A 13,584-nucleotide genomic window follows, 5' to 3' on the forward strand; every position below is an offset into this window, starting at 1 on the left:
TACTCTTATAAAAAACATTTATTCTTAAGGCATATACCTTTATAATAAAATTTACCCCCTAAGCAATTACACTTACGAAAAATATTTAGAATGAATGGTTTCCCGTTTTACATCATAAGTTAGTAAATAAGAATGAGAACAAAGGGATTTAAAGTGTCATACTAAAAGAAAGGTTTGGTCCTATTATGAAACGGAAAAAGAAATACCTCCTATTCGTCCTGTTGGTACTTTTGCTGATAGTAAGTACTTTAGGATGTTCCGGAAATAGCCGCAGTGCTGCACCTGCTGAAGATTTTAATGCTTTTTTAGACCGAGTATTCACAACGGAAGTGCAAAAAGATACGATTACGCTTAATTATTCCCTGGCAAATCCGGAAAGTTACGGTATAACCAATCCGGACATAACCTTTGGTCACTATTCCAAAGAATCCATTGAGAAATCTTTAGTGTCCTCGGAAAATTATTTGGCTACGTTAAAGCAATATGATTATAATTCCCTCTCAGAGGATCAGAAGCTTTCTTATGATATATTAAAAGAGGATTTAGAGACAGAAAAGTCTTTAGGTGATTTTATCCAGTACAATGAAGGCTTAGGTCCTACCACCGGAATACAGGCACAGCTTCCCGTACTTCTTGCCGAATATAACTTTAACAGAAAAGAAGACATCATAAATTATCTAGAACTGCTGCCTAAAGTCTATGATTATTTTAAAGAAATCTGCGCCTTTGAAAAAGATAAATCAGCTGCCGGTTTATTTATGAATGACGAAGTGGCAGACAGTATTATCGATCAATGCAAGGAATTTATTAAAAACAAAGAAAACAACTACCTAATCAGCATATTTAATGACCGGATGTCTGATTTTGACGGATTAACCAAAGAAGAGGTTAAAGAATACAAGGCTGCAAATAAAGATGCTGTCCTTAATTCGGTAATTCCAGCCTATGAATTATTAATTGATACCTTAACCAAATTAAAAGGAACCGGCACAAATAAAGAAGGCTTAAGCCATTATGAAAAAGGAAAAGAATATTATGAATACCTCATTAAAGTAAACACCGGCTCTTCCCGTTCCATTCCAGAGTTAAAGAAGATGCTTGAAAACTCGTTAAGTACTAATATGTTAAAGTTAAGCAGCATTATGAATAAAAATCCGGATGTATACGATACCGTAATGTCCTTATCCTATTCTCTAACAGACCCTTCCAAAATCATTAAGTATTTAAAGGAAGCAATTAAGAAGGATTTCCCCACCTGTCCCGATGTAAAATGCTCTATAAAATACGTGGATAAATCCCTACAGGATCATTTAAGCCCTGCCATGTACTTAGTACCGCCGTTAGACAGTTATAAGAATAACATTATATACATTAATGAAAATCCGGATTTTGACTTATCCCAGATTTTTACCACGATTGCCCATGAAGGCTATCCGGGGCACTTATATCAGTCGGTATATTTTAGAAGCCTTAATCCTCCGGCTATCAGAAACCTGCTTAGTTTTGGCGGATATGCCGAGGGCTGGGCTACTTATGTGGAATATTATTCCTACCATCTGGCTGGTTTCAGTGAGGATGTAGCCGATTTTTTGGAGGCTAATATGGCTGCCAACATGGCGCTTTACTGCCGGATTGATATGGGAATCCATTATGATGGCTGGAGTCTTTCTGATACTGCGGCTTATTTAAAAAATTATATTACGGACAGTACCACCATTAAGCTATTATACAACACTATGATTGAAGAACCTGCCCTATATCCACAGTATGGCGTTGGATACCTGGAGTTTATGAATTTAAAGGAAACGGCACAAAAGACACTTGGGGATAAGTTTGTATTAAAAGATTTCCATAAGTTTTTACTGGATGTTGGACCGGCACAATTTGATATTATTGCGGATCGGATGAATGGCTGGCTAAAAGAGGAACAGGTGGCTAAAAGGTGATTTGTTGGAAGTACGCCTTAATAAAATCAGTCTTTCAGGCTGAGAGAAAAGCAGCGGCAAGGGTATCATTCTTATGCTTAGATTCTTCGTCTGAATTCACTAATGTATTTTTCATATGGTAATGCAAGAGCAGAAAAGCACAAACTCCTCGCACAGCTCGTCAGACAGTGTGCTTTTCTGCTCTAACCATATGTAAAATGCATAAGTAAATTCGGGACTCAGAATAATGCGCATAAGAACGATACCCTTGCCGCTGCTTTTTTATTTAGGTTTTGGACTGATTTTATTAAGGCTGTTTTCGGAAATGTTCAGATACTTATTTGGCACAGTGATTTATGAATGGGTATATTTTAAAGCGGGTTATGGATAAATGTTTTCATGAGCCGGTTGATTTATAATGCCTGATTCCGAATTTCCAAAACAGATAGCAGGGGATGATAAATAGACAGGCTATTAGTGGTAACAGGATATAGAAAGGATTCTTTGTCCGGTCCAGTATATACAGCAAAGGGTAATACTGAATCAGGGCATAAGGAACAAGGATGGTACAGATTTGCAATACTCTTTTCCCGTAGATGCTAAGGGGGTATTTGCCGTATTCTCTGGCTCCGTCGGTAAATATGTTCATGAATTCCAGACCTTCTATGGTGAAAAAGCAAAATGCGGCGTAAATTATAAAGATTCCCGTAAATACTACGGTTCCGCCTATTATCATAAAGATTACGGTCAGTACTTTATCGTAACTCCAGGTTATCTGACTTTTCATAATGCCATAAGCAAACATGATTATGGCTTGGAGCATACGGCCGATTCTGGTAAATTCTATTTTGTTTCCAAGTACCTGAAAGATTTCATTACGGGGTCTTACCATGATGCGGTCGAATTCACCGTTACTTATGGTAGCGGAGAAGGTGTCAAAGCCTCTTGCAAAGCACTCTGCTAAGGAGAATTCGATCAGCACAATGGAGAAGCATAATAATATTTCGCTGTAGGTAAATCCCTTTACTTTATTAAACCTTTGGAACATAAAATATACCCCTAAAAACACATTAAAGGATACTAAAAATTGTCCAATGGTGGTTAACAGAAAGGATGTTTTATATTGAAATACACTTTTTAAGTGTATGGAAAAAAACTTAAAATATAATTTCATGGAGCCTCCTGTTTTATAGTAATATAGTTCTATTGTTAATATTATTTTGGGGTTTAAAAGTTTTTTATTAATTCTGGTTTTTGTTACTGTTTTTTGCCGTAGCAACCGCTTTATGCTCTCTACTTTTACCATCACTGAATCATATGCCTTTGCATATTATTGTGCTGATACTGTCAAGATAGTTATTATCTTTCATAAACTCGTCCTGTGTGTCCTATCGGAGAGCTATTTTATTGGAGACCTTTACTGTGAGGGAAAAACCCTTATGCGGATAAACGGTTCTCCTTCAACCGCCTTGAACAACCACTTTTTTTAACGCCTTTTTCATTAAAACCTTTCCAGAGGTTATGAGTACAAATATCCATAGGATTTGTAAGAGGACAGCCCTTTTTAGGCTCTGCCCCTGTAAATCTCCGGTATACGCCCTTAACGGGACATTCTGCATAGCGGCAAAAGGAAGCAGTTCAAAAATCCGCTGTACCTTATCCGGCAGGAACGGCAGCGGTATTACCGCACCTGAAAAAAATTCCACACACGCAACGGCTACCATGCGTACTCCCATGGGGGAGAGGGTAAAGAAGGTTACAATATAGACCAGCATACAAAAAGCAACTACAACGATAAAAGCAAACACCATAGTTACTAAAAACCAGAGAAAGGAGGTCAAATCCTCCGGTAAACTAAGACCATATGGCTTTGGCAGAAACGCTGCAATCAATAAGATAGGCATACACCTTAAAACTGCTCTGGATAGACGGTTTGCCATGCTTCTGGTAAACCACATATCATAAATATCAATGGGTCTGCACAGTTCATAGGCGATATTTCCGTTTTTAATCAGCTCAAATATATCATTTTCTAAAAACCAGGTCATATATAAAGCTAAAAATGCCTGCTGCATCCATATATAAGTAGTAAGTGCGGAAAACGTCATAGGAAATGCCCCCAGGTCCGCCGTATAAAAAGCATAGAACATAAGCAGTTCCAACGCCCCCCAGGTAAACTGCGTAGCAATTCCGGCTAAGGCCGCTGCCCGGTATTGAAGACCATATAAAAAGCGGAGACGGAAAAAGGACAGATATTTATTCATCCTGCACCTCCTAAATTTCATACTGCTTATAAAGCTCCACCACAACTTCATCAATGGAAGAACCAGATACAGAAATATCCCTTAAATCAACTTCGGCAGATAAAGCAGCTATGGCCTCGGAAACCGGTATTACCTCCGAATCCAGTTCAATTACGGCATGTCCGTTCACTACCATACCTTTATCATCATGGGAATAATCATTGGAGATGATATGCATGCCCTCGCACACATGGATTCCTCCTCCACTATATTCAACCATAAGCTTTTTATATCCCCCGAATTGTTTCTTCATCTCAGACAGTTCTCCGTCCATCAGAATCTTTCCTTTTCCAATGAGTATAATCCGCTTAGTCAGTGCCTCAATGTCCTGCATGTCATGGGTAGTGAGGATCACTGTAGTTTGATGACTTTTATTAATATCTAAAATAAAATTTCTTACCGCAATCTTAGAAACCGCATCCAGTCCGATTGTGGGTTCATCTAAAAATAAAATACTTGGATTGTGAAGAAGGGACGCTGCGATTTCACACCGCATTCTTTGCCCTAAGGATAATTGCCTGGCAGGTGTTTTAATAATTTCCTCCAAGTTAAGTAAAGTAACCAGCTCCGAAAGATTTTCCTTAAATTTCTTTTCAGAAACCTTATAAATATCCTTTAATAACTCAAAAGAATCTATCACCGGTACATCCCACCATAATTGAGATCGCTGACCGAATACAACACCAATATCCCTGACATGTTCAATCCGATCTTTCCAGGGTGTTCTCCCATTAATCAGACAGCTTCCGCCCTCAGGTGTCAATATCCCGCTTAAGATTTTAATGGTACTGCTTTTCCCCGCACCATTGGGACCGATATACCCCACCATCTCTCCATCGGCGATAGTAAAAGAAATATCATCAAGAGCCTTTACATATTCATACTTCTTGTTAAACAAGGCCAAAAACGCCTCTTTCATGCCAGCATTACGCCTGGCGACCTTAAAGGTCTTTTGGATGTGCTCCACTTGAATCATACTAATTTCCTCCTGGTAGTAATATTTTTTGAAATCCTTAATCCATCAGCGGGCAGTATAACTTACATATGGCATATACCAATTGTATACACGATGCAGCTTAAATGTCTTACATGGATTCTTAGTTTCGAAATATCTTGCCAAGCGTTCTGTCCTCTTGGATTTTGCCAAGAAAAACCGTGGTAAATGTATTTCCGTTTTGCGAAGGATTTAAATAAATAAAAAAGGCAAAACTTATCTTATGGATTGTAATGTTAATATGTGGTAAATTTGTGGTAAACTAAAAAATATTTATTTTTATTTCGTGGATAACTATGTTTTATTATAATTAATACAATTAACTTACTTAAATGCAACTTATAAAATAATCCTTTATTAATCATAACTCTAAAAGCAACCTTACAAAAATATATCCTTTTAAGTAGTATGAATTAGAAAATCAGACTTTATAAAAAAGTATGATCTGCAAAAATATAACCTTTGCAAAATAACCTTACAAATATAGACTTAAAAATTGGTTTTAATAAAATAGCTTTTAAAAATAGTCTTTGAAAATAGCCTTTAAAAATAGCCTTTGAAAATAGCCTTAAAAAAATAACATTAAAATAATCCTGATAAAGTATAATCTTTTCAAAACATGATCTTTAAAAAATAACCTTATACCTATCATAAAAATACGGTACAAGACTATAAAGAATCTTACTAGTACTACATGATATTTATTTATAGTACAAGATTCCATCTTTGCAAATAAAGACAGAATAATAATAAACAAAACACCACCACCTTTATAGGTGATAAACAAATAAAAAAGACACTTACCCCCTATAAATAAACTACAGTTTAAGAAACTTCGCAGCCTCAACCTAACACATTTGATAAAATCAGTTCAAGCTCTTACCTGGAAAGCATGGATTAGGATCTATTTTCTATGCGTATCATTCAGCGCCTGTATAATTCACTTATGGAATTTCTACGTGGTTCAGAGCAAAAAGGCACACTGTCTGACGAGCCTGCGAGGAGTTTGTGCCTTTTTGCTCTTGCCTTACCACGTAGAAAATCCATTAGTGAATTCAGGCGAAGAATACTTAGCATAGAAAATAGATCCTAATCCATGCTTTCCTCAAAACCTAAAAGCTGATTTTATCAAAAGTAATCCCCCTACCACTGCGAAGTTTCCCCCACAAACTAAATTTCTAAAAATTTTTTTTAAATTTTTTAAAATATGAAAAATTTTCATATCCCCAATTGTATTATAAGTGAAAGGAGTTGAAGCGGATGGAATATTCATTTGGTACCGATGAATATATAAAACATGTATTAGAAAAATATTCTAAGATGTTAGTTAAGCTGGCCTTCACCTACGTAAAAAATATGGCAGATGCAGAAGACATAACTCAGGACGTCTTCGTCAGTTTAATAAAGAAGGGAACTGGCTTTGACAATGAAGAACATGAAAAAGCCTGGCTTATCAGAGTAACGATAAATCATTGTAAAAATCATTTAAAATCCTCCTGGAACAAATTAAAAGTTCCCTTAGAGGAGGATATTAGCTATATACCCAAGGAAGACAGTGAGGTGTTGGTCCTGGTCTTAAACTTGCCTGCCAAATACCGTAGTGTAATCCATTTATACTATTACGAAGATTACTCCATTAACGAAATAGCCTCAATTCTGCACAAAAACCCAGCAACTGTGGGGACCTGGCTGGCCAGAGGACGTAACTTATTGAAATCACAATTAATTGGAGGTTTTGAATATGAATAAGAATAATTATGTGAAATCTATGGACGAACTTAAAATATCAGAAGACTTTAACGAAAGAACCGCACAAAAAATGAAAGCTGCTTTAACCAAACAGCCAGAGAAAAAATATCCTTCCCTTAAAAAGTTTGCACTGTCTGCTGCCAGTGTAGCGGTTATCATAGCTGCCGGCACTGCTGCCGTAAACTTAACAGGCGGTATATTAAACGGCAATCATAGTGACGGCTATACTACGGAAAGTACTGTCAATACGGAAAATGCAAAAACTCAGGGCATCACAGTTCCCCTGGTGGAAATCCCGAAATCTGAAAACTCCGGGATAAAATCAAGAATGCTGCCTCTGTTCGTATATAAAGGCCATGTCTATATTCAAAGTGCAACTACCTTTGAAACCACTGACGGCATGACTTTAAACAAAGATGATGTAGTAAGCTTACGAGGCGATTATATAGGAAAAACCAAAGGTTCCCTTAATGAATGGAGCAGCCAGAAGGACTATGCCACCGAATTCGCTTCAACAATTGGTGAAGGGGATGTGTACACTGTAAAAGGGTATGACAGCAATCACCGTTTAATGGTTTATTATGAATACCAGGACGGCGGTTTTGGCTGTGAACTTTATGACAGCTTCGGCGGTATGACATTAAAGCGCGGTGCAGATTATTTTAACCTTTTAAACTTAAAAGGCAATGTAGAATCCTATAACTGGGAAAGCTATAACAGTTGGAATAACGGCATGAATGAAGTGACAGAAGTAAATTCAGCAGATGCTTTAAACGCATTCCTGGATAGCCTCTATTCTTCTGTACCCATTGGCGAAAACATAGATATGTTAACGGAAAATACGGATTATGACAGTCAGAAATTTGTTGATATCAAAACAAAAGATCATCTGGTTACTTCCTTAAGGCTATTCAAAGGTGGTTATGTTTATGATTCTCAGATCGGCTTCTTTAAGGTAGATGACAAAGCTTTTAATGCTTTCTGGGATACTATGCCGGTTACCGCTCCTGCTGACGAAACTACTGCTACAACGGATGCTGCTGTTGAAACCAGCCTTTCACTTAGTCCCTCAAAAGCTTCTTTACCGGCAGATACTAAAACTCTTACCTTTACTATTAAAAATACAGGTAAGGCAGATGTGTTTTTCGGTGCTGACTATAGCCTTGAGCAATTAAAGGGCACCAACTGGGAAGCCGTTCCTGCCACTGCTGATTTAGCTTTTATCGATATTGCCTACTCGGTAGCACCCGGTTCTACTCAGGAATTTAACGTGGATTTAAGCCAGCTTAAGCCAAGCCTCACTGCCGGAAGTTACCGATTGGTCAAAACTATTAACGGTCAGACCTTCTATTCAGAATTTGAATTAACGAAATAATATTAGTCGCTCATAATTTGAATAATAATCGCTCATAATTTGAATATTAGTCACTTATAATTTGAATAGTAATCACTCATAATTTGGGGATAGCTGCAATTTGTAATTGCATGCTATCCCTTCATAGTAGATACATTAAAAAACCCTTCATGTCCAAAAGACCTTAAGACTGTCCCTTTTTTCTATTTTAAACTTCTCGTTCTATTTAATTCTGTCTGGTTTCTCTGCATACTCTTATTTTACTGACCTCTGCTTTAATTTTATTATCTTTTGCAAGGTTATTAATAACCTCCCTGATACCTTCTTTATATTTATCTAAAAAATAAACGGTCATTTCTTCTTTAATCTTCTCCGGTAATACATCCAGGGCTGTTTTAGCAAGGGAACCCGGAAGTTCGTCCAGTCCATTTAATAATTGGATGAACTTTCCCGAATCTTCTCTGGATGATATTTTATCTATAACAAGCGGAATAACCGTATCTGCAATTTCACCGTAGTTGATTTGATCTAATGAAATTTCAATTTTAATCATATCTTCCTACCTCCATCATTTTATTAAGTCCCAATCACATTATATGAAGGTTACCGCTTAACTGTCCTTGAAGCACACTCCTTTTCGGAGTATATTTTACAAAATTCGCAGGTTTTCTTTTTCTATCCATGTATGACTCGTAAGGACATAGATAAAAAATAAGGCTGTTATCCCACCAGTGAAATAAATAAATCCGAAATCCATTTCCAGGTGTCCGGATACTGATCAAGGATTGCCTGCTTTAAATCAGATCCGTTTATATCACTGAATTTATTATCCTTTGTCAGAAATTCAACAGTTCCTTTTACGGCATCTCCTACGGCTATATGACCGCTTGCATATCCACCCAGGGCAATTTTATCTGCCAAGGCACAGCCTCCGATTGAATATGTCCCTACTGCCAAGCCCCCAAGTGCAAGATAACCAACTGCGAATCCACCGATAGCAAATAGTCCCACCGCTATTGCTCCAATAGATAGTATTCCCACGGATAAGGCTGCCAGGGTCAACAATCCAAGGGATACGGCCCCCAGCGAAATAAGACCGGCAGAAACAGCTCCAATAGCAATCAGCCCCGTTGCTATATTACCGATTGCCAGAATGCCCCTGGCATGATACATGCCATAGCCTAGATTAATATGGACAAGGGGCATTCCCTTTACCGTCCTTTTACTCTTATATTCATAATGCCTTCTCTGTTCAATATAGATTACTTCCTTTTCTATTCTTCGGCCTTGGCCAGGATTCTGTTCATATCCAGTACTTTGTTCTTTCCCGGATATAAGTTCATCAAGACTGATCTGAAATAACTCACTTAAAGCGGCAAGTTTATTCATCTCCGGTGTGGTTTGACCTAATTCCCACTTAGAAACAGTTTGCCTCGTTACCTCAAGTTTATCTCCAAGCTCTTCCTGGGACCAACCTTTACTTTTTCTTAATTCCATTAACCTGTCGTTAAATTCCATTTTTATCATGCCTCCCATAATTCTTTATGGCTTTACTATATAATTCGGTGTCAACAAAGTCTACCAAGGAGACTTGGAAATTTGTCAACCAAACTTAACATCCCTGTATTTATGCTGCTTCCGGCTGGTTTTACTTGCAGGATATAAACTTTGATCCGTTAAGTTTTAAAAGTTACATAACCAGACTACTCTAATTGTACTGCTAATTTAAAGTAAAGCACAATACAAAAAAAGTGGCAGAAGCCACTTTTCTTGTATTTATTTTAATTATATCTCCCACTAATTTAAATAACGATTAACTGGGAGTGTATATAGCATTATCCGGACAAATAAACCTGATTACTTATTTTTATGGATAACATTATAAAATTACAATCCATTAAAAATATAAAAATTGCCGGTTGCACTACTAGCTATATATACCCCAAGTGCCCATATACAGGATATATCCTACGCATCAATTTCATATTTTTTAATATCCAAATCGATCAATGATGTTTTATTCAGCATAAGTTGTTCAGATATTAAGTCTTTATGGTGTTGGTTGGCAAAAGACAAAATTATTTTACCATAATGTGTCATATTTTTCAATATTACATTGCAAATTGTTGTCGATTAATGAATAATTATGCTAATATGGAACTAACTATATCTAAAAACCATCAATATTACGCTATTTATAGATTTCCTTCCCCTATCATAGCAAGCCAGCAGTAGGGTCTTTCTCCTTTTTCTTAGAAATCTCACGGAGTTTATCCGCATACCAGAACACTACTTCTCCGATTCGATATAGCTCTGCTTCCCTGCTGACACTTCTCCATAATTCCTTATACTCATGATACCAGTATTCCAAAGAAACCGCCACTTCAAATGCCTGGCTGCCCGCTTTTTCTTTTTCTTCTCCCAAAGCGGTTATGGCTCCTGTTTCATTCCAGAGTTTCATGCCCTCCGCTGCCAGGATGTAAGCTTTATAAAGATGCCTTTTCTCCTGTTTTGCCATAGACAAAAGCTGATACAGTTCCGCTATTTTTTCAGTGATAAATAGGTTTGATGCCTTTACCTTATCCCAGGTAATATTCTGCAATATAGGTGCCCAGGGCTTTCCCTGAAGGCGGTTCTGCTCTCCTTCCTTATGACATACCAGTTCAAACCAGGAGGCTTCTGCTTTTGTCGCGATTTCTGCAATGGTTCCAACAAAGCATTCACTAAAGTCACCATACTCAAGCCTGGAAATTTCACGATTTATCTCCTCAAACTCAGGGATGGTTTTATTCCAGGAAAAGGCCGCACCGTAAATTAATCCGGTAGTTGAAAATTCCGGGTGGTTAATATGTCCGTAATCGCCCCAGTCTGTATTTAACACCCCTGCTGCATTATATTTATACCCAAAGGTGCACATTCTGCTTATATTATCATAAGAACTCTTAATTAAATTAATAAGCTGATTCCAGCCCCCCACTCCTGGGCAGACATACTGGATTGCTCCGGCATTATAAAGGTCTTTTGTTCCCTGTTCACTGTGATCTGGAGCATAACCCCAGTTTAAGCAAATGGTTTCCTTGGGAAGTTTTTTTATATATTCTGGCATTCCGCAGATGATATCTCCCCAGAACATAGGGATTTTCCCTTTTGATATGATAAAATCACAGATTTTTTTGACAAAGTTAATATACATATCATTCACACCGATTTTATCTGCCAGTTCCTTACTTCTCCCCTTACCAAGGTCAAAGGTTTCATCCGCACACAGATTAAAGTAATCCGAGGAGAACAAAGGCATATATTCCTCCAGCATTTTGACAACAAAGTCAAAGCTTTCCTCCTTGGATATATCCAGTGTATGATGAGCCATCCGTTCAAAAAAAGAAAAGGGCTGCACTTCTGCCTCCTCAAGTTCACAAAGACCGGTATAAGACTTGGTACCAAGGACTTTGTAAAGGTGTCCAAAGCTTGCAATAGAGGGAATTAAATCAATATGAAGGTTTTTACAGTATCGATCAAACTCCAATATATCCTCTGGCGTAAGAGGAGTATCATCCCGCCAGACTTCGCTGAAATCCTGAAAGAGAAAACTGTGTTCAATATATAATTGGAGTTGATTTATTTTATAGTAAGACAGTTTGTCTGCAAGGGCCTTAAGAGCTTCCATAGTAGGAATCCTTCCCCTGGTTACATCATGATAAAAGCCTCTGTTTGGCATATCCGGTTTATCTTCTATCCTTAGACAGGGAATCACCGCTCCCTTATTCTCAAGGATCTGCCTTAAGGTCTGAATCCCGTATAAAATCCCAGCTCCGCTTCCGCCGGAAATGACAATCTGCTCTTTTGTTACCGTAAGCGTATATTCCTCTTTAGTAAGTTCTTTATTAAAGTTTATAAAGACAGAACCCTTTTTCGCTTCCCCCTTAGTCAGTAATAAATCAAATCCAAGCTTATGATTTATATCCGCCTTTAGCAGTTTTGCATGACTGGTAATCTGCAGGTCACACTCCTTATCCAGGATGATTTTACTGTTGTACTTAAGAAGAAAAAATTGCTCCTTCTCAATTGTCATTTTACTTGGTGCCGGTATCAGATACATATTGTTCCTCCTTATATTTCGTGTTTCCGGAATTTTTTGAAAATATTGGTAAAACAGCCGTAAACAACAGAAGAACCCTTAAGAGGTGACCTTAGTAAAATCTCAGTTTACATCAATCCATATTCCGGGGTTTTCTATTGCTTTTCTGCCTGCCTGCTGCATTGCCATGATTTCCATGGTTTCTTCTCTGGTGACAGGTACTCTTTTGTCTAAAAAGAAATGCAGCAATTTATTCATAAAATTCATATAATAGTCACTCACCTCTATGTTCTTAACTCCCTCCGTTTTGGTAGCGGCAAAGAGGCTAAAGGGCAGTTTCCTTCCCTGGGTAAACGTACACATTCTTCCCCCGGTATAAAAATTTTTATACTGGTCAGCAGATGTATTTTTATACTGGTCCGTATTCTGGTCAGAGTTTTGAATCATGTCTTTGTCAGTCTGTACCATATACTGTTCCATATATTGATAAATAATATGTACCGTTTCGCCGCTTATAAACGCCTGACAGCGCTTTGCACCTGTTCCCATTAGCATCTGGAGCATTTCATATTGGTGTATGGAGTAGTTGACCATATCTCCGGGACTTGTAGAAGCACAATAATCAACCAGTTCCGTTATCTGCCTCTTATAGCTTAAGAGTTCCATGCAAAAACGCTGTGCAGAACAGGTAAATACCGGTGTGTTGTACTTCTTGGCCAAATCAAACATTCTCTTTGCAGCCTCCTTCGTTGGCGCAAAGGTTTTATCACAATAAACCGGTTTCCCACTCATTAACGCCTTTTCCGCCAATTCTTCATGGGGCAGACAGTCATCCGCACACATGACCATAATAGCGTCTACGGAGTCAATGAGTTCCTCATAGGTCTCACAGGGAATGCAGTCATACTGCTCACACCAGGCTTTGGTAGTCATTCCATATTCATCCGGTGTATCCCTTTCGGCATAAGCATGGGTGATTTTGGCCGCTATCCCATAAAGTTCTGCCCCAAGACTTAAGTATTCCGGGTAATGATTCGAATGCCAGTTATCCAGGTACCGGTCAACAAATCCAATTTTAATCATTATACTATTCTCCTTTCAGATATCAAGTACTTTATGAAGCAATTACAAATCTATATAGTATTTAAAATATACCCTTCAATTAACATAGCTTTTATTGT

The 13,584-nt window shown here is 37.8% G+C and carries 10 protein-coding genes and 1 riboswitch; of the genes, 3 read left to right on the forward strand and 7 right to left on the reverse strand.

All coding sequences use genetic code 11. The annotated features are described in order from the left end of the window. The first annotated feature begins 185 nt into the window (after positions 1-185). Complete coding sequence (locus tag QA584_RS28200; RefSeq protein WP_278272423.1) at positions 186-1,946, forward strand: DUF885 domain-containing protein; 1,761 nt, start codon at positions 186-188, stop codon at positions 1,944-1,946. A gap of 376 nt (positions 1,947-2,322) precedes the next feature. On the opposite strand, the gene QA584_RS28205 is transcribed toward QA584_RS28200, so the two are convergent. The 3 genes from QA584_RS28205 to QA584_RS28215 form a co-directional block, all read right to left on the reverse strand. After that, positions 2,323-3,099, reverse strand: a complete 777-nt coding sequence (locus QA584_RS28205) for an ABC transporter permease (RefSeq protein ID WP_278272424.1) — start codon at positions 3,097-3,099, stop codon at positions 2,323-2,325. Between the two features lie 286 nt (positions 3,100-3,385). After that, complete coding sequence (locus tag QA584_RS28210; protein WP_278272425.1) at positions 3,386-4,189, reverse strand: ABC transporter permease; 804 nt, start codon at positions 4,187-4,189, stop codon at positions 3,386-3,388. Positions 4,190-4,199: 10 nt separating this feature from the next. Next, positions 4,200-5,204 (reverse strand): ABC transporter ATP-binding protein, encoded by a 1,005-nt coding sequence (locus tag QA584_RS28215; RefSeq protein ID WP_278272426.1) that lies wholly within the window; start codon positions 5,202-5,204, stop codon positions 4,200-4,202. 1,278 nt (positions 5,205-6,482) lie between these two features. Here QA584_RS28215 and QA584_RS28220 point away from each other — a divergent pair. Together QA584_RS28220 and QA584_RS28225 are read left to right on the forward strand one after the other, a co-directional pair. After that, positions 6,483-6,971 carry a sigma-70 family RNA polymerase sigma factor gene (locus QA584_RS28220; RefSeq protein WP_278272427.1) on the forward strand — a complete coding sequence of 163 codons (489 nt, stop codon included), beginning with the start codon at positions 6,483-6,485 and terminating at the stop codon, positions 6,969-6,971. Continuing rightward, the gene (locus tag QA584_RS28225) at positions 6,964-8,346 is read left to right on the forward strand and encodes an immunoglobulin-like domain-containing protein (protein ID WP_278272428.1); all 1,383 of its coding nucleotides are present in this window, start codon (positions 6,964-6,966) and stop codon (positions 8,344-8,346) included. The genes QA584_RS28220 and QA584_RS28225 overlap by 8 nt, the downstream gene beginning before the upstream one ends. A gap of 205 nt (positions 8,347-8,551) precedes the next feature. On the opposite strand, the gene QA584_RS28230 is transcribed toward QA584_RS28225, so the two are convergent. From QA584_RS28230 to QA584_RS28245, 4 genes are all read right to left on the reverse strand, one after another. Beyond that, positions 8,552-8,878, reverse strand: a complete 327-nt coding sequence (locus QA584_RS28230; RefSeq protein ID WP_278272429.1) for a hypothetical protein — start codon at positions 8,876-8,878, stop codon at positions 8,552-8,554. Positions 8,879-9,045: 167 nt separating this feature from the next. After that, complete coding sequence (locus tag QA584_RS28235; protein WP_278272430.1) at positions 9,046-9,843, reverse strand: helix-turn-helix domain-containing protein; 798 nt, start codon at positions 9,841-9,843, stop codon at positions 9,046-9,048. Between the two features lie 386 nt (positions 9,844-10,229). Beyond that, positions 10,230-10,312, reverse strand: a riboswitch (cyclic di-GMP riboswitch). A 228-nt stretch (positions 10,313-10,540) separates the two neighbouring features. Continuing rightward, entirely contained in the window at positions 10,541-12,424 is a 1,884-nt protein-coding gene (locus QA584_RS28240) for a beta-N-acetylhexosaminidase (protein ID WP_278272431.1), read from the reverse strand. 102 nt (positions 12,425-12,526) lie between these two features. Next, on the reverse strand, positions 12,527-13,486 hold the full coding sequence (locus QA584_RS28245; protein WP_278272432.1) for a Gfo/Idh/MocA family protein: 960 nt from the start codon (positions 13,484-13,486) through the stop codon (positions 12,527-12,529). Between the last annotated feature and the right edge of the window lie 98 nt (positions 13,487-13,584).

The sequence above is a fragment of the Anaerocolumna sp. AGMB13025 genome (genome assembly GCF_029689925.1).
Lineage (GTDB): Bacteria > Bacillota > Clostridia > Lachnospirales > Lachnospiraceae > Anaerocolumna.

What these genes read in the sequence shown, in the direction of transcription:
- QA584_RS28200 (WP_278272423.1), top strand. Translation starts at nt 186, where the DNA reads ATGAAACGGAAAAAGAAATACCTCCTATTCGTCCTGTTGGTACTTTTG.
- QA584_RS28205 (WP_278272424.1), bottom strand. Translation starts at nt 3,099, where the DNA reads ATGAAATTATATTTTAAGTTTTTTTCCATACACTTAAAAAGTGTATTT.
- QA584_RS28210 (WP_278272425.1), bottom strand. Translation starts at nt 4,189, where the DNA reads ATGAATAAATATCTGTCCTTTTTCCGTCTCCGCTTTTTATATGGTCTT.
- QA584_RS28215 (WP_278272426.1), bottom strand. Translation starts at nt 5,204, where the DNA reads ATGATTCAAGTGGAGCACATCCAAAAGACCTTTAAGGTCGCCAGGCGT.
- QA584_RS28220 (WP_278272427.1), top strand. Translation starts at nt 6,483, where the DNA reads ATGGAATATTCATTTGGTACCGATGAATATATAAAACATGTATTAGAA.
- QA584_RS28225 (WP_278272428.1), top strand. Translation starts at nt 6,964, where the DNA reads ATGAATAAGAATAATTATGTGAAATCTATGGACGAACTTAAAATATCA.
- QA584_RS28230 (WP_278272429.1), bottom strand. Translation starts at nt 8,878, where the DNA reads ATGATTAAAATTGAAATTTCATTAGATCAAATCAACTACGGTGAAATT.
- QA584_RS28235 (WP_278272430.1), bottom strand. Translation starts at nt 9,843, where the DNA reads ATGGAATTTAACGACAGGTTAATGGAATTAAGAAAAAGTAAAGGTTGG.
- QA584_RS28240 (WP_278272431.1), bottom strand. Translation starts at nt 12,424, where the DNA reads ATGTATCTGATACCGGCACCAAGTAAAATGACAATTGAGAAGGAGCAA.
- QA584_RS28245 (WP_278272432.1), bottom strand. Translation starts at nt 13,486, where the DNA reads ATGATTAAAATTGGATTTGTTGACCGGTACCTGGATAACTGGCATTCG.